The organism is Paenibacillus segetis, from assembly GCF_014639155.1.
Lineage (GTDB): Bacteria > Bacillota > Bacilli > Paenibacillales > Paenibacillaceae > Fontibacillus > Fontibacillus segetis.
Genome location: NZ_BMFT01000001.1, coordinates 1,832,018 through 1,848,948, shown reverse-complemented (window position 1 = coordinate 1,848,948; position 16,931 = coordinate 1,832,018). Strand labels below are relative to the sequence as shown.

The window sequence follows — 16,931 nt, the reverse complement described above, 5'->3', positions numbered from 1 at the left end:
CCCATAAAAAATGTCCCGCCCTTACAGAACAGGACGAGACAATCCATAACCTACTCTATTAATGTTGTTCGTGCAGAACGAATTGAGCAATATTCTTGCAATGATCTCCGATCCGTTCGAGATTGGTAAGCAGGTCTAAGTAGATCGTGCCGGCTCCACTTGCACACAATTGTTGGTTTAGACGCTTGATGTGATTCTTTCGGAATATAACCTCAAGTTCATCCAGCTTCAATTCCAGCTGTAATACTGCTCTAGCCATTTCGGCGTTTTGTTTCTCCAGAGCTATCAGCGCTTTCTCTACGGTCTGATCAGCGACTTCCATCATCTCCTGAAGCTCTTTCGTCGCGGCTTCCGAGAACTCCATCTTGTTGTTTATGCTGAATTCAGCTAACTCTACAACATTCTCCGCATGGTCTCCGATCCGTTCGATGTCACTGACAGTCTGGAACCAGCCGGAAGCTTTTTCCGATTCGCCCTCTGGAAGTCCGTTATTCTGGTGAATCCGAGTAATATAGTCGATAATTTTGCGATTGAGCTCATTTATGAGCCCTTCCTTCTGTAATGCAAGATTTGCAAACTTCGTATCCTGATTAAAAAAGAACTTGGTCGCATCTTGCAATGACTCTTTGGCATACTGACCCATCCGTAAAATTTCGTGTTGGGCTTGACCTAACGCCACCGCGGGTGTAGCAAGCAAACGCTCGTCTAGAAAGATCGGTCTAAATTGAATCTCTTCCATTTTTCCTGGAATAGCTTTTGTTACAACCCATGCTAACACGGGAATCAATGGGAGGAAGATGAGTGTATTCGTCACGTTAAACAGTCCATGCGCGTAAGCAATTTGCATCCGAATATTAAGTCCTTCTCCCATCCATTCCACAACCCAGAGTACCACAGGCAGCAAGAGCATAAAGATAATGGCCCCACAGACATTGAAAATAACGTGCACCAACGCTGTCCGTTTTGCCGCAATGGAAGCTCCAATTGAAGCAAGCACCGTTGTTATGGTGGTCCCGATATTATCACCGAACAGAATCGGCAGAGACCCATGAAGAGATATCATCCCTTCGTCTGCAATAGTCTGCAGAATCCCAATCGTCGCACTTGAGCTCTGTACAATCATCGTAAAGACCGTACCGACAATTAGTCCGAGCACGGGCTGATCGGCAAGCTGTACCATAAAATCAGTAAACGCAGGTAGTTCCCGGAGCGGCTTCACACCTCCACCCATCGTAGAAAGTCCGAGAAACAACGCACCGAATCCGAAGATGACTTGCCCAATGTATTGAAATTTTTTCTTATTCATAAAAAATAAAAAGAATGCCCCTACCGCAATAATAGGCAATGCATACTCTTCGATTTTAATCCCTACAATAAATGCGGTCATCGTTGTACCGATGTTCGCTCCAAGTACGACTCCGATTGCTTGTCTGAGTGTCATTAGACCTGCATTAACCAAGCCGATCGCCATGACTGTCGTCCCTGTTGAAGACTGAATCAGACAGGTGACCCCGATACCAACAAGCACCCCCAGAATGGGATGAGAAGTGTATTTTTCCAGAATTCCGCGCATTTTGTCTCCGGCTGACTTTTGCAGACCATCCGACATAAATTTAATACCAAACAGAAAGATGCCGAGCCCCCCAACAAACTTAAACAATATCTCTTGCCAATCCAATATGTGTAAGCCTCCCTCAGATGTTGGTTCGTTCAAAACCCATATTAATTTATCATAAACTTGTACGAAATTGAATAATTCAAGTTTAGACAACTTATGGCATTTATTGTGTGTATTTAGGGAGGACTTTATGAAATGATTGTAATAAGCAAATTTTCATATTAAATCAGTTGCCTCGATGTTCATCAATCGGATTACCATATCGAACGAGTACATGCCAAACATTGCAAACCCCATATGCCAAACTAGTTTAATGGAATATTTGATACTGATTTGCTCTAAGTAATTCCCAATACCTGTTCGTTTGAACGATGGATCAGCAACTAAAATTTCCACATCATCTTGAAGAAATATTTCTCCATGAACTTGAGCTTCGATAAAATGGTTAAGGTTCCGATGGGGAAACAGTTCTGACGGATCTTTTAACGGACGTTCAAGATTATACAATAGCCCCAACTTGTTTCTATAATTGAGATTTTTAATTACGCTATTCAACTATGGTTACCCATCACTTTATCTTTAAAATAATCTTTCCTTTTGCCCTGCCCGATTCGGAATACTCCATCGCTTTTTGAGCTTCTACAAAAGGAAAAATTTGATCAATAACAGGCTTTATTTTTCCTGATTCAATAAGTTCCGAAATGATCTCCAATTGTCTGCCACTTGGTTTCATGAACAGGAAGTTGTATTTGACATTATATTTATTCTCTAATTTGGTCAGCTTACGGGTGATCAATCGAAAAAGATTCGTTTTTATGAATCCGGACCCAAATTCTTCTCCGAAGCGTGCATTGGGTAACCCTGATACCGATACAATTTGTCCTCCTGATTTAACTGTTTTAAAAGCCTTTTCTAATGTCTCTCCGCCTATTGTATCGAATACTCCATCATAATCTTGTAAGACCTGATCAAATTGTTCTGTTCTATAATTGATAATTTGATCGGCTCCAAGTGATTCGACCAATTTAGCTCCAGCCTCGCTAGTAGTTGTTGCAACGTAAACCCCCATCGCTTTGGCAAGTTGGATAGCAAAAGTGCCAACACCACCCGCCCCAGCTTGAATTAATACCTTTTGTCCTGCCGATAGCTGTAATATATCATGCAATGCTTGATAGGATGTTAGTCCGACTAATGGGATGGATGCAGCTTCCTCAAAGGAAAGGTTTTCTGGCTTTAACGCTATATCGTCTTCATGTATGGAAATATATTCAGCGAAAGTTCCAATTCTATTCTTACTTGGTCGACCGTAAATTTCATCACCGACTTTAAATTTTGTAACCTTGTTTCCTGATTTGATGACAATACCTGAAAAATCATTTCCTAAAACAAGCGGCATATCGTATTTCAACAGCATACGAACTTTGCCATCTCGTACTTTGAAATCGATAGGATTAATACTTGCCGCATGGATTTCTGCCAGCACATCATAATCACCCACTTCAGGTTCTGGCATGTCGGTCAATTGAAGAGGGTGTTTCCCATATTTATTAATTACCATAGCTTTCATCAAGAAACCTCCATCTTTATATCTAATAGTATTGTTCTATAAATTCATCGATATGGTTAATCAGAATTTTTAACGTCCCTAATTTTGTTCTAACGTCTATAAAATAATAATTTTTAGATCCTTCTTCCCTCACCATAATAATTTCAGCGTCTCTTAAGATTTTTAGATGATGGGAGACCGCTGGTCGTGATAGATGGGTTTTTTCAGTAATCTCACCTACGCGCAGTCCTTTCGAACATGTAGTTTCCATAAGTACCGTAATAATTGATTGCCGGGTTTCATTACCAATAGCTAAAAAGACTTTCTGGCAATATTTGAAGTCTTCTTTGATGACTTCGACTTGTTGCTGTTTATTTATGATTCTCACCGCTTTCGTCTCGTTCATTCGTTTAACTTAGTGAACCATTTGCTGACGAGTATGTCATAATTGGATGTGCTCTGCAACCTTGGGAAAGAAAATCGAGATGACATGGTAAAATTTTGCATCTGTTTTTCTTTTACCCCAACATATTAAGCAACGGCAGCCTTGGACGAGAAAAATGGTCCTTAACTGCCGCTTTTTTTGCGTTGATTACGTATATTTTGTTGTTGTATTCACGAAAAGACCCAGCCTTAGATAGTTTTAATCTTAGACTGGGCATCTGTCTTTGTGCGCTTACTTCTACTGAACTTTACTTCTTTCGTCCTACGCCTTAGCGTGATCCTAGTTTAGTGGATGTCTGAGGCATCCCCTGAATTTTTCTTACATTATGTTTTAACATTATTTCAATTGGAACCCTCTTAGAAATTTCTCAGCTATCTCGTTGGATATACGAATAGCTTCTGTCCTGCTACTAGCTGGTGCTGTTATCATTTGACCACTTTCTCCATTCCACCCAGTTCCGTTATTATCTATTAATTGATTTTGATCTACGACAAATATTGTTACTTTCGTGAAATCATTGTTTATCACAATAGATCCATACTGGTAAATGTGGGCACTTTCTACTGCACCATTTGTTTCTCGATACTTAAAATAAGGATAACTAATGGCTCCCCATCCTTCATTGGTAATGGGTATTGTTAGTTGTCTCTGGTCTAGCGGAACAGGTATTTCTTCTCCCTCTATATCAATCATACCTTCAAATCTCCTCTTACCAGAGAAGCTTTTGTATAACTTTCCTTCAATTTGTACATGTACTAGTTTTTCCGATTCCACAAGCTCAGTTCCTAATCTATATTTTATGCCTTGTGCATTTATACTTACTTCTTTGGGATAATAATTGATTAGAATAACAAGAGCTAAGCCTATGAAAACTAATATAGAAACTACCAATATAAACTTCTTCATTGCAAATACCTTCCTAATCAGATTTCCGATAATGTTATCACATTCACGAACCTCACTAACTTAAGGGAGCATCGCGAACGGGTCCGGTAGACCAAGCCAGTGTAAGGTTATCTGGTGAATCTATTTCCCCTAAACTTTAATATTGCTTTAATTCTTGTTTAATCCAATCCTCTTTCAGCATGCCGTAATTCTAAAAGTTTCAATTGAATAGTAAGTATGCGTACATTTATTCTTCAAGAATCTCTGTTAAATAGAATTCTCTATTCTCTAAAAACCTGCGAGTAACCTGGTAATGTTCAGTTTCCTTGTATCCAATTCTTGTCACCGGGATTGAATCAAAGTTATAGATATCTGCATTAGGATACCCCATAAGAATGGGTGAATGGGTTGCTATTATTAATTGAGCATTCTTCTGCAATTCATGAATGATGCTTAAGAACAATATCTGCCTTTGAGGAGAGAGGGCCGCCTCCGGCTCATCTAAAATATAAATCCCTCGTTGACCAAATCGATTCTTAAATAAGGAGACGAATGCTTCTCCATGCGATTGTTCGTGTAGAGATTTCCCTCCGTAATACCTATAAAGAGAAGGATCTTCCTCAGCTAGCTTATCGATATGTGAAGCAAAACTATAGAATGTTTCTGCTTTAAGAAAGAACCCCTGGTTTACCTTAGGCATCCAAGAAAGCCTAATACAATCACCTAATCGGGCTTCTGAGGACTCTAAATCATATTGATTATTCCGACTTCCCCCACCAGTATTGAAACCACATTGATAGGCAATGGCTTCTAACAGAGTGGATTTTCCAGAACCATTCTCTCCCACAAAAAAAGTTACATTTTTATTAAAGGATAGCCTATCTAAACTTCGAATCGTGGGTATATTGAATGGATATTGATCATGATGTTGTATCTTGTCAGTCATCTTAATTATTTCACGTAGAAACATAACTAGTTTCCTCCGGAATCTTTATTCTAATTCATTCATTGAAAAAATATGGTATTCGTTATTTAAAATCGTCTTAGGTAAATATTGTGTCAATTATTCTTCTACTTCAAATATTGAATCAACAATGATGGGTAGATTATCTCTTACTGATACTGCTCCAAAAACAGATCTTGCATGAACGCCTTTATCTCCAAACACCTCAAACATCAATTCAGAAAATCCGTTTAAAACTTTATGATGCTCTTCAAAATATGCTTCTGCATTTACAAATCCTTGGACCTTAACAACTCTTTTCACTTTCTCTAATGATCCTAAAGCATCCTTCAATACAGCAAGAACTTCAATTCCTGTTTGCCTTGCAAATTCATAGCCATCATCTGTATTAAAATCACTTCCAAGTTTTCCTTTAGGTTTTCCAGTAGGACCTTTACCCGATACAAACATGAGTCCGTTTACGATTACAAAATTCGTATAACTAGCTGCTGGATTACTAGCATTAGGTAATGTGATTCCTAAGCTTTCTAAACGATCTTCAATGTGATTTCCCATTTAATTTTCCTACCTTTCTAGGTTTTGATTTATATTGCTAGGATTTCACCTAACGTATGTACATTCACAAAATGACCCTGCCTTAGCTTCTTCCATGATTATACATCTAGACAACCCAAGGGGGGTAGCCCTGCAACGATAAGGCCAATATACAAGCTTCTTCATATTATAAAAAATGAAAAAGCTTAAGCGGTATCTCCACTTAAGCTTTAACAGACTAGATAAAAAGCCGAGAACGACTATTAAGGACGTCAATAGGATTGCTGACGTTGTCTTTTGATTCATCAAGACAGGGCTCGATAGTCTGTATGCTGCAAATGTTAGATGTTAGATAAATGCACGAGAAACAATAACTAACAGAATGAATAATACGAGGATTACACCTGTGCTTGTAAACAAGCCACAGCTACAGCTTCCGATTCCACCAAGTTCTCCCATCGCGATATTCCTCCCCTCGTCGATTATTCTAAATTGTATGAATGCAAACGACTAGTGGATTGGACTCTTTTTAAAAAAATATGTGAATACCTTAAGTAATTTGTCCCCGCCTACGGAAATGGATGCGGATAAGGGTTAAGCTCCTGCGGAGTCAGTCTGCGGTCTGCGTAACCTAGCTGCATCGGTACATCCAGTACCCTATTCAGGCCAATGAGCCGGGTAAGATGATGTCCAAATGTCATGGGTAACATTCCCGGGATGAGCACCTTCACACAACGCAGTCCGTTGCGGAGAGTCTCACTTGATGACTGGTCAACTACAATGACGTCCATCTGAAGACTGTGGAAAACTGAAAGAATTTGTTTTAGATCCTCTGTTAAATCTTCTTGCCACGGAAGTGAATGAAACTCTTCTGCAAAAGTACGGATAGGGTTCCGTTCGTCTAATAAGAAGTGAAGCCGTTCCTCTGCCTGTGGCAAGCTATAGAGCAAAGAATGATCTTCCATTTGCTGCACCAGGAATGAGTCATCAAGCATAGCTTCAGCTTCGAGCCTTCGTTCCTTCAATCTCCTTTCAGCCATTGGGATCATGCCCGCCAGCTCATGTATCGCGCTCTTGGCCGCCCGTAACGGGTCGAGATGAGCTCCAGCAGAACAGATGAGGTTCACATTGTGTTCTGACCTTCCTTTTGCCAGTGCCCATATGCTCGGAATTCCGTTTTCCATCGTAGTGTTGAATAAACTTAATTCATAACCAGTAACCGCTTCTAAACGTAGGGCCATTAGGATCAGTTCCGAATCTCCCGATGATTTAATGTCAAGCCGCGGAACCTGTAGTTTTGCATACCAGGTCATTAGAAAGGAATCTCGTTCAACCACCTCAAGAATCCCGTATAAGATGGCCTCCTCTAAACTTCCGCCCACCGCGCACCCGTTGGAGATTTCATATACAAAGCCCCCTACATCGCCCATACTGTAATATGCTAACAGATTGGGGACCAGAATCGGACGTGCCTCTACAAACGAATATCCCCAGACCCATTCCATTGGAGAATCAGGATCATATGGGATGAAGGGAAAATCAGGTTGTTCGAATTGCTCCTCTGCATGAAACCCTACCGTAGACGGATTAAACGCAATGTCCTTAAGTTGGGAATAGCTGCCCTCTACATTCGTTTCTTTACCACGTGGAGTTACACCACAATAACGCTCTAATCCTTCTAATATCCCCGCAAGTTCACTATTCACATAGGAGTGTGAATGCCCTCCCGTGACCTCATCATAAAAACCTAAAGGAAGATTTATAGCGGCACTGGCAAAGGTTGAGGCGAGCCCCCACTTCTTATCATTAAAAATACCAGTTCGACTGTCCCAATAGTCTTTGAGCAGAACCTTCTTCAAATCACTCATCGAACGGGAGCGATAGCTGTTGCCCTGTTTGAGACACTTCTGTAGTGAGATCTTTGCTAATTCCGCGGAATCATCATGCAATTGGCCGCATACCGAGCAAGTCCCAATGGGTAAGACATAATGGATGGTACTGCTCAAATGACTCAAATTGACCAAATAGAGATGATCTTCACAATTCGCTCTGTCTCCCCGCAGCACCTTTTCCGTTTCCGCTGAGATAATATGTGCCATATAACTAGCTCCCGCTGAAGATATTTCAGTAGTATAATCGAGAACATAATCCTCAGATACGAGCTTCTTAAGATAATCCTCGACTTCTTTGCGATTGCTCCCTGCCAGAGATAACCGTGTTTCTGCACATTGGAAGCATCCACTCTTTCCCGGAACGATCAGAGGCCCTATGATTCCTTCTCCGAGGGATACATAGGCACACAACCAAGGCATCCCACGCGGCCGTAGCATCTGATCAGCTTCATAAAAAAATGAGGAGTTATCCTCATCCTGCAGTACCAATACCAAATCTACAGATGGTATAGCTTCACTGAAGTCCTTGCTTCGGACAAGTACGAGCCCTGACAGGCACTTACACACCGTGTCGGCAAGATTACCCTCCCCAATAATAGCGACAGTATTCAAGCGGATACCTCCTCTCCCAGAATGACTCCATAGGCTACAAACGGCCCTTTACCCCACAAGGATTCAGTGCTCAGTTCAAATACCTCAAGACGCTTAGTGTACTGCTCCAGAGTTTCAATGGCCGATAACAGCAAAGAGCTATAGTTTAGAGGATCGGCATTGGAAATTGTCATGTCTTGCATTTCATGATCCTCCCAAAGGACAGGAGAAACTTCAGTAGGCTCGGTCTTACGGAGCGCCTTCTGTAGAGATTGACGAAGTGCAAGTGTAAAACTAAGATCTACGCTGCCATACCACAAGGAATCCGAAAAAACCCACACTGTCGGAAAACCGAGCAAAGGCTCACCTACTGCAAGAAGAGATTCGCCCTCTAGGATGGTTAACGCTTGCAAATAATACTGGCAACGGACGTCTTCAATTTGCGGACATGCTATACGCTGAACTACAGTCGGCTGATCAGACAAAATCCGCTTGCCTAACTCTTTAGTTAAACAAGCCCTCCCCCCCCGGAAAGCGGCTTCAGTAATATCGCACCCTGTTCCGATACTGATTTCTTCCAGCTGTTGTGGAGGAAAACCAGTAAACAACAACGGGATTAAACGGGCCACATAGGCTTCGAGCCCCGCCAATCCCGCCTCTTGCCGAGCCTCTACATGTGTTAATCCACTTCGGACAATGGTTGGTAAAAGATGTGTGGGTTCTTTGGACAAAGGGTCCACCGGCTGAACAAGACACTGTGCCAGCGGAAGCTGGATTAAATCTGCCTCTTCCCATGAATGAAAAATGCCTGTTACCCTTGAAGTCAGTTGGTTGAACGCTGTAAACCATACCTCCGGACTTACCTGTTCATGATTTATGCTTAGGCTAAATGCCATATTTTTCAACGGACGGGCCACGTCATATCCGGATACTAAAGGATGAGATAGAAAAGGATGCCATCTTCCAGTTAAAGTGACAGGGTCAAGTAAATAGCATTGATTTCTAGCGTCCAATTCATGCTCACCCGTAATCTCTTGATGCCATTCATGAACAATAAGATTCGCTAAGATGGCTGCGGCCGCAGTGGAGAAGATCTCCTGCGTTGGATTCTCGGGAAAGACGGACGAATGAATTCTCAGCCAGGCAGATTCCCAAAGTCTGTCCCCATCTGGATGTAGTAGCGGGCCTACCATTCCCATTCCATTTATCGCGATGGCAGGTAGCATCTGTTTCTTTTCTGCTATACAAGCTTGCTGAACATTCCGTAGCTCCTCCAATTCGCCATGCTCCGCAACATATAAAATAAATTGAAAAGGCCGAACGATCGTCTTCCAATTCGGGTCCTCTTCTCCTTCAGTTGCAATAATATTTAAAGTGCTCTCATTCTCACTGCCTTGAGTATCTTTGCAATGGTTCATAAGTTGTCCCATGTCTGTTGGTTCCTTGTTTGTTACATAAATCGTGAGTTTGGACAAACCGGATTCATACCATGATTCAGCAAGCGAGAGCAAGATTCGGCCAGAACCGACCACAAGCGTACCTTCCTCATGAAGAGACATCTTGCACAACTCCTTCCCCAACTTTGTGAAGCTAAATGAACTATTCAAGCTAATCAAAACACTGATTCCACGAACGACAAAATTCATTTTAAAGATATGTGATCTGCTGTTTATCTATGACTCTTCTCTCGTCGGACAATGGATTGCTTATAGGCTTTATTTTGATTGTAGTGTCCCTCAACTGTTGCATACTTAACGACCTTAATGACTATGTAGACAGCAAATGACCCAACCCTAGATAGCTCTTATCTTAGGCTGGGTCATTTGTATTCAAAGCTTCTTCTATGTTGATTCATCTCTGACAACCAAACTGTATAAGCCCTTCAGTGAGTACCCCACCAGTCATTAAAATGCTGTTCAAGAAATTCAATCTCATTCACGTAATGAGCTAAATGACCTTCTTCAACTAGCCTTATAAACGCAGTGTCTCCAGCTTCAGCTCTGTCGGATAGTGTAGTACACATAAAATTGATACGAGAAATTACCCACTGCTTAAGATCACTTGGCACTTGGATACCGTAAGAATTGAAAAATATCTCAATACGTCTCTTTCGCGTAGCTGCATGACTCTTTTGATTGTAATCCTCAACTACTCTATCATCTTCTCCTGGAGAAAATGTTGAAAGTGGAACACATGTATACAATGTGTAAACAATATCCCAAATACGTGGTCCTGGCCCCGCCATATCAAAATCAATAATACCTACAGGATGTTGTTCTTTAAACACAACGTTATACAATGCAACATCGTTATGACAGATAACCTCATGTAATGAAGGCTCAGGATACTCATTAATTGACTGTGTAGATGATATAAAGCCTATAGTTGCATCGTGAAAGTTTCTTAAGAGTTTAGCCAGCTCGGCTAAGACCTCGTCAGACCACATATATCTATCAATTTCAGGGTAATCGTTCCCTGGAACTACACCTTCAAGGTAAGAAAGGATTTCTCTCCCCTTCACGTCTATACCCATGTATCTAGGAGAGTGGGGATAGCCAACTTTTTCAAGGTGTTTAAGCAATTTATGTACATACGGATTTGGCTGAGCATTACGTCGGACTGTCTCTCCTACCTTAACTACGTTATTAATATTTCCTCCAGAAAGGACTTCCTCGTGCTCCGTCAATTTTTTCCTCCCCTTGAACCATCAATTTAATTCGCGCAGATTTCCTATAACGTTATGGTATTCGCGACGATACTATTATGGCTTTGTTTTTACATGAAAAAGAACATGTTTGTTTAATGGGCTATCTTCGTCAACTTTCGGGTGAACGAACATTTTTACATATCTCATACCGATTTTTATCATCACATTTTTTGAAGGTGCATTAATATCGGCTGTAAAACTATACACTTCATCAAAACCCAAGGTGTTAAATCCATATTGTAAACACGCTGCCGCTCCTTCAGTTGCATATCCGTTCCCCCATGCATCTTTTTTTAGTCGCCAACCAATTTCGATGCAAGGAGTAAAGTCGGCCTCAAATGTTGCCCTATGAAATCCTATAAACCCTATAAAATCTTTATTTTCCTTAACTTCTACAGCATATAACCCAAAGCCACATTCATTAAATTCAGATTGAATTGACTTATAAAATAGGTTTGTTTCTTCTGCCGATAAGGTTTTAGGAAAATACTTCATAACTTGTTCATCTGCATTGAGTCGACAAAATGGCTCCAAGTCAGCTTCTTCCCAATCTCGCAGACGCAATCTCGCTGTTTCAATATAGATCACTTTTCTCCACCTCTAATGTGTTCAGAATAGATCTTTACTTAAAATTTCTCCAGGCAGGCCATCGATCTCACCTATCTTCTCGGAGGTAAACCCCTTACTTATTAGAATTTTTCTAGAAGGTATGTTATTGGGATCAATAATAGCTACTAACCGTTTTAAATTTGTATTAATGGCTCTCTGTAATAGAATGTTAGCAATTATATTACCGTATCCTTTACCCCATTGCTCTGGAATTAACATATAACCTAACTCTGCTTCATCGGATTTCTCTTCATTAAGTATCAAGCTTCCAAGACCTATAAATTCGTTAGTAATGTTGTTATATACTTTAAACGACCCAAATTGTTCAAACTTTTTATTGCGATCCAATAACTTGTTAAAATTTACTTGCGCTTCTTCAAAAGGAGTAGAACGTTCAGTGATAAACGCCATTACCTTCTCATTTGATACTAATGAATAGTAATCATTAAAATCACTCGGCTCAAACTTTGTTAAGATAAGATTATGCATTAGAACCTCCATATTTTTAGTAACTATAACCTTCCTTAATTATACATCTGACAACCTCGAGGTGGTAACCCCGATACTTGAGTACTTTCAAATAGCATTGGAAATATAGAAGCCAGTATCAATGAAATGATCAATAATTAATGAGCCCCTACACATAAAGCATAAGAAACAAAAAAACATTCTCAATCAGTAAATAAAAGCGCTTTTGTTGGTTAAGCAACAGGTATAGAACTTAATGTTTTTTAACATCTAGTCGTCGCTTAGATAATGAACAAACTTGGCATGAAGTGTTGGACATCTAATCCAACAAAGGAAACTGATCTAGATTAAACATAATAACAAGAACTATGATTAGAATTATAGTTGTGCTGATATACTGCTTTGTTTCCTTTATAAAGATAAATTCCATAATTGCATAGAAACCAAATAATAATGCCAAAGAGGTCAAGAAATAAACTTCACGAGATCCACCCAATTCACCCCCTAATTTTGTATTGATTTTCATTTAATATTCAAGCCATTCATGGTGACTTCATTTCTTTGGTGATGAGTGTCCCCACTGGTCCTTATCGTTTTGTTCTCATACGTGAACTCATTCTGGATCTTAGTCTCAGCTATCTTTAATTACTTTATCTCTATACGACTAAAAAACCTTTTAAAACGAACGTACCATTGTTATCATAAATTTGAAATGTTATAATTTTCAAGAAATTAAAAATAATTTAGAGGGGGATATTGATGAAGAACAAGTTAATGATTACTTTCTGCGGAGCTATGATTCTTATGGTCGGAATAAGTGTAGGAGCCTTTGCTAGTTCACAACTTCAAGAAATTAAAGCTTATTTAAACGGAGAATTAAAAATTCGAGTTAATGGGGAAATCACTCAAATGAAGGATGCACAAGGGAATGCAATCCTTCCTATTACATACGAAGGTACCACATACTTGCCGGTAAGAGCAGTTTCTAATGTACTGGACATACCGGTCAATTATGACGCGAAAGCAAAAGAAGTCATTATTGGCGAGCTTATAGATGGTGTTGCAATTAAGCAAGAAGATTTTAACGATACATTATATTCCAAGGATCCTGCACAAACAAAATTCAACAACAAAGATTACGGTGAAGTTCTGTTCAGTTCTTCGGGATCAAATATTAAATATACTGCTCTAAGTCCAAATGGCAAATACCAAAAACTGATTTTGCAGTTCGCTGCTATCGATTCGGAAGTCGAAAATATAGAAATTAAGGATAATGATAAGAATACTTTGCTTAAAAAAGTAGATGGGATCACCCCTGCTAGCGGCATGCAGACCATTGAGATAGATATTACTGGAGTAAACAACATCTCTATTAATGTTAAGCAATCCACTGATGGTGGCTTCCTTATTCCTCTTACGACATCTATATACAAGTAGTCCAATTATGATTAAGCCATCTATACTGTGAGTAGCTAATTTGTGTTCACCTTGAGCATTAATCCTATCCGATTTACAAAATATATTAAGCTCATCCCAGTTCGTCGGGATGAGCTTTTTCTTTATTTGCGATCCTTTCACATTTCCCAATAACTAATCTAATTTCCCCCAAAAAATTGCAGTATAATAAATATCATTAATTTTGATGGCAACCACAAGATCCTTGTCTGTATCTTGAATGGAAAATATTTTTGTACTCTCTAAAAGATCTATTTTTGAGTCAAATATTTTAGCCTGACCGTTTTCTTTAATCTCATCTACTACTATCTTTTCTATCTTCCCAATCTCTTTTTTTATTTTTTCGGCAGGAGTCATGTTGCCTTCGATAGAGTAAATTTTATTCTTAAAGGAAAATTGCGCCAATATATCGCTATTAGGGTTAATTCCTTCTTCCTTCGGTTCTGTCGTTGTCGCAGAACAAGAAACTATAACTAACAGTAAAACAATCCCAAAAATTGAGTTCAATACCCTCAACATTTTTTTAGTTCTCCCGTCCTCATAAAGTTAATACGCTTGCATCAGATATATAACCATAAATAAAATATGTATTATTGTCTTGTCTATAAGGAATAGATAATTCTTTTAATATATTGACAAAATCCTCTGTAATATCAATTAATTCTGGTGATACCAGACTACCACGATGTTTTAAATATCTTGGCCTTACCTTGATCCACTCCACATTGTAAAATGGTACAATTCCCTCTTTCCAATCCCCCCAATACCAAACATCCTTTTCAAATTCTTCTGGGTGTAATAAATCTTCTAACACATATTTGGCTTGGTATGGTGGGGGAAACAACAAAGTATTTACCACTTCATCTTGGAGTTCTCGCCATTTTGTATCATTCATGATAGAAATTAAATTTCTTTCAGTAATGGCCTCAACTACTCTCGTTTTGTTTCTATTTAGTACCATAACGATATCCTCAGTTCAATAAATGATTTGTTTTCTAATTTCTTTGGATCAACTATACCGATATTCTATCACCCTTTGTTGTGGGTTGCGAAATAACCAAAATTCTATTGCCGTATTTGTCCGATTGAATATTTGGTGAGGCGTTGAAGGAGGCACATCTAGGAGGTTCGATATGTCCGCCACTTCCATTCCCTTAAATCTATAATCTACAAATTGTAATCTCAATTGCCGTTTCATCAAACTCTTCCTCTAATATTTCTTTTACACGTCCCCATTGCAGTTTATCTAAACCACATCCTATTTCCGGCATGGCTATCTTATGAATCGAGTCTTGTTGACATATTTCTTTCATTGATTTTATCGACATTGTTAATGTCTCATACGTTGGTTTATGCCAATACTTGCTCTTCGAAACTAAATTCAATGTCCTATCAACTTTATAGCACTTACCGACTTCTAATTCATTCCTTGTTGCTCTTTCCTGGAGCGAAGCCAACTTAAATCTTTTTCGAAACTGCACAGCAATTCCAGCTCCCATCTTTGCATCTGCGGATATGCAATGAGCTAAGTAGTACTCCTCAGGCATTGTAAATAAGTCTTTCTTTAATTCTATTAACTCCATTGTGATCACTCCATGCATAACATTATATAGGGTCTTACCCTAAGTTCAGTTTGATTATACTTTTGCTTCTATGATTATTTCCCCTTCTCCAGAAGGTGTTTCAAAACCCTTTAGGAATGAAGATAATATTTCTTCTGTTATTGTAAATGCTGCATTTGCATCGAATCGTTGACTCCGAATACGAAGTCGTTCACGTAATACATTAGGATGAACTTTCAAATATATAAGCTTCCACAATCCTCCTCCATCTTCTATTAACTTCTTATATTCATTTCGCTTCTTTCGCTGCCAAAAACTGAAATCGATAACCACATGACGCTTTTCATTTAAAAGATTCACTAGTTCATTACGTAGCTTTAACTCGGCTTCAACTTTTAATTGCTCATACATTTCAATGGGGTAGTCAATTCCGTATCGACCATGTGTAGCCCATATTTCTTCATCAATAGAAAGACGTACAAAACCTCTCTTCTCTAATCTTTGAGCAAAAGTTGTTTTTCCTGATCCTGCTACTCCACACATCATTGCTACTAATGGAACGGAAACATCTGCTTGGTCAATAAAATCATCAATTTCATAATCGTCAAGCAACTAACTTTCTCCTTTCACCCTTTAGTCAAATTAATAAACATAAAGAGACTTCGATATGTAATTAATTGAAAAACATCCTCTATTATATGTTTGTCTTGTTCTTGGAATAGTTGTTCTTGTAAAAGTAAAATTATCTGACCAAAAAGCTAAATCCAGACTATCTATATACTCCAGTTCTCTTATTAAGAAAATCATGAAATGCATCATTATGTTGTTGATTAAATAATTCTGGAATCTCGTCTTTATCAAAAAATTTAAGTTCTATACTTTCTTCATTCTCCTTAATTACTTCTCCTCCAGTAATGTCCCCTTTAAAAACAAATGAAATTGTTTGCGCTTGATCTCCATTTGGATATTCATCAAAGTACTTAGTATAAATACCAATTAGTTCTTTGATATTAATTTTCAACCCGGTTTCTTCTTCTACTTCTCTTTTTGCTGTTTCTTCTGCGGATTCACCAATCTCCATAGCTCCACCTGGAAATCCCCATGCATCTTTATCTTTTCTTCGTTGTAATAAAATTTGTCCTTCTTCATTAGTTATTATAGCTCCAGCAAAATTAAGAATTATCATTTCGCTACCGACTTTGCTTCTAATCCACTTAATATAGTCCATTCTTTTCTCCTCTTCTTTTCAATAAGATTAATGAGTTTCAAAAATCTTTTTTAACTTAACCGATTCTTAATTATCAAATCCGCATAACAATATACGATTCGACTTTTTATCGTGTATTTCTGAGGAGGCCAACCTTCCCATGTCCATGTCTAAGTGATTTCATTACTTTACAATAGCTCGTTGTTTAATATACAGTCTTCAATTTTTCTGAAAGTCCTTCAATATGTTCTTCCATGATTTTGTTATTATTCATAATATAAATCCCCGTTTCTTCTTAAATCATCTGCTTTTTTCCACATTCATTTTTCATAACGTTTCTGTATTTACGAAACGACCCAGCCTTAGATAGCTCCAATCTTAGGCTGGGTCGTTAGATGTCTGAGCTTGTAGCTACTTCCCAAACGATGCTTTCATATATGGTTTATGG

Annotated in this window: 20 protein-coding genes; 1 reads left to right on the top strand and 19 read right to left on the bottom strand. The window is 38.9% G+C overall.

The genetic code is table 11. The annotated features are described in order from the left end of the window. Positions 1-58: 58 nt before the first annotated feature. The 14 genes from IEW05_RS08530 to IEW05_RS26060 all read right to left on the bottom strand — a co-directional run bounded on the left by IEW05_RS08530 (position 59) and on the right by IEW05_RS26060 (position 12,785). Positions 59-1,678, bottom strand: coding sequence for a Na/Pi cotransporter family protein (locus tag IEW05_RS08530; protein WP_188537701.1), 1,620 nt, complete (start codon positions 1,676-1,678; stop codon positions 59-61). 156 nt (positions 1,679-1,834) lie between these two features. Next, positions 1,835-2,173 carry a DUF3626 domain-containing protein gene (locus IEW05_RS25750; protein WP_188537699.1) on the bottom strand — a complete coding sequence of 113 codons (339 nt, stop codon included), beginning with the start codon at positions 2,171-2,173 and terminating at the stop codon, positions 1,835-1,837. 13 nt (positions 2,174-2,186) lie between these two features. Continuing rightward, positions 2,187-3,185: an NADP-dependent oxidoreductase gene (locus IEW05_RS08520; RefSeq protein ID WP_188537696.1), complete on the bottom strand. Its 999-nt coding sequence runs from the start codon at positions 3,183-3,185 to the stop codon at positions 2,187-2,189. Between the two features lie 22 nt (positions 3,186-3,207). Continuing rightward, complete coding sequence (locus IEW05_RS08515; RefSeq protein WP_373285788.1) at positions 3,208-3,570, bottom strand: ArsR/SmtB family transcription factor; 363 nt, start codon at positions 3,568-3,570, stop codon at positions 3,208-3,210. 375 nt (positions 3,571-3,945) lie between these two features. Beyond that, the gene (locus IEW05_RS08510; protein WP_188537692.1) at positions 3,946-4,515 is read right to left on the bottom strand and encodes a hypothetical protein; all 570 of its coding nucleotides are present in this window, start codon (positions 4,513-4,515) and stop codon (positions 3,946-3,948) included. A 226-nt stretch (positions 4,516-4,741) separates the two neighbouring features. Beyond that, positions 4,742-5,464: an AAA family ATPase gene (locus IEW05_RS08505; protein ID WP_188537690.1), complete on the bottom strand. Its 723-nt coding sequence runs from the start codon at positions 5,462-5,464 to the stop codon at positions 4,742-4,744. A gap of 93 nt (positions 5,465-5,557) precedes the next feature. Continuing rightward, on the bottom strand, positions 5,558-6,013 hold the full coding sequence (locus IEW05_RS08500; protein WP_188537688.1) for a RidA family protein: 456 nt from the start codon (positions 6,011-6,013) through the stop codon (positions 5,558-5,560). Between the two features lie 327 nt (positions 6,014-6,340). After that, positions 6,341-6,451 (bottom strand): YjcZ family sporulation protein, encoded by a 111-nt coding sequence (locus IEW05_RS25745; protein WP_229753304.1) that lies wholly within the window; start codon positions 6,449-6,451, stop codon positions 6,341-6,343. 110 nt (positions 6,452-6,561) lie between these two features. Further along, positions 6,562-8,496, bottom strand: coding sequence for a TOMM precursor leader peptide-binding protein (locus IEW05_RS08495; RefSeq protein ID WP_188537686.1), 1,935 nt, complete (start codon positions 8,494-8,496; stop codon positions 6,562-6,564). After that, a complete protein-coding gene (locus IEW05_RS08490; protein WP_188537684.1) occupies positions 8,493-10,034 on the bottom strand; it encodes a hypothetical protein in 1,542 nt (513 codons plus the stop codon). Before IEW05_RS08490 ends, IEW05_RS08495 begins: the two co-directional genes overlap by 4 nt. 323 nt (positions 10,035-10,357) lie before the next feature. Beyond that, positions 10,358-11,161: an aminoglycoside phosphotransferase family protein gene (locus tag IEW05_RS08485; RefSeq protein ID WP_188537682.1), complete on the bottom strand. Its 804-nt coding sequence runs from the start codon at positions 11,159-11,161 to the stop codon at positions 10,358-10,360. 75 nt (positions 11,162-11,236) lie between these two features. Further along, a complete protein-coding gene (locus tag IEW05_RS08480; protein WP_188537680.1) occupies positions 11,237-11,770 on the bottom strand; it encodes a GNAT family N-acetyltransferase in 534 nt (177 codons plus the stop codon). A gap of 21 nt (positions 11,771-11,791) precedes the next feature. Next, complete coding sequence (locus IEW05_RS08475) at positions 11,792-12,280, bottom strand: GNAT family N-acetyltransferase (protein WP_188537678.1); 489 nt, start codon at positions 12,278-12,280, stop codon at positions 11,792-11,794. Positions 12,281-12,578: 298 nt separating this feature from the next. Then, positions 12,579-12,785 (bottom strand): DUF4181 domain-containing protein, encoded by a 207-nt coding sequence (locus IEW05_RS26060; protein WP_194434106.1) that lies wholly within the window; start codon positions 12,783-12,785, stop codon positions 12,579-12,581. A gap of 233 nt (positions 12,786-13,018) precedes the next feature. Here IEW05_RS26060 and IEW05_RS08465 point away from each other — a divergent pair, with 233 nt between their 5' ends. Continuing rightward, positions 13,019-13,696, top strand: coding sequence for a stalk domain-containing protein (locus IEW05_RS08465; RefSeq protein ID WP_188537674.1), 678 nt, complete (start codon positions 13,019-13,021; stop codon positions 13,694-13,696). Between the two features lie 153 nt (positions 13,697-13,849). Here the strand turns inward: IEW05_RS08465 and IEW05_RS08460 are convergent, their stop codons facing one another. From IEW05_RS08460 to IEW05_RS08440, 5 genes are all read right to left on the bottom strand, one after another. Then, on the bottom strand, positions 13,850-14,233 hold the full coding sequence (locus tag IEW05_RS08460; RefSeq protein WP_188537672.1) for a NisI/SpaI family lantibiotic immunity lipoprotein: 384 nt from the start codon (positions 14,231-14,233) through the stop codon (positions 13,850-13,852). 19 nt (positions 14,234-14,252) lie between these two features. Next, positions 14,253-14,675 (bottom strand): DUF6678 family protein, encoded by a 423-nt coding sequence (locus IEW05_RS08455; RefSeq protein WP_188537670.1) that lies wholly within the window; start codon positions 14,673-14,675, stop codon positions 14,253-14,255. A gap of 199 nt (positions 14,676-14,874) precedes the next feature. Beyond that, positions 14,875-15,297: a macro domain-containing protein gene (locus IEW05_RS08450; RefSeq protein WP_188537668.1), complete on the bottom strand. Its 423-nt coding sequence runs from the start codon at positions 15,295-15,297 to the stop codon at positions 14,875-14,877. A 54-nt stretch (positions 15,298-15,351) separates the two neighbouring features. Next, complete coding sequence (locus IEW05_RS08445) at positions 15,352-15,822, bottom strand: P-loop nucleotide/nucleoside kinase family protein (RefSeq protein ID WP_188540784.1); 471 nt, start codon at positions 15,820-15,822, stop codon at positions 15,352-15,354. A gap of 223 nt (positions 15,823-16,045) precedes the next feature. After that, complete coding sequence (locus IEW05_RS08440; protein ID WP_188537666.1) at positions 16,046-16,504, bottom strand: NUDIX hydrolase; 459 nt, start codon at positions 16,502-16,504, stop codon at positions 16,046-16,048. Positions 16,505-16,931: the final 427 nt, after the last annotated feature.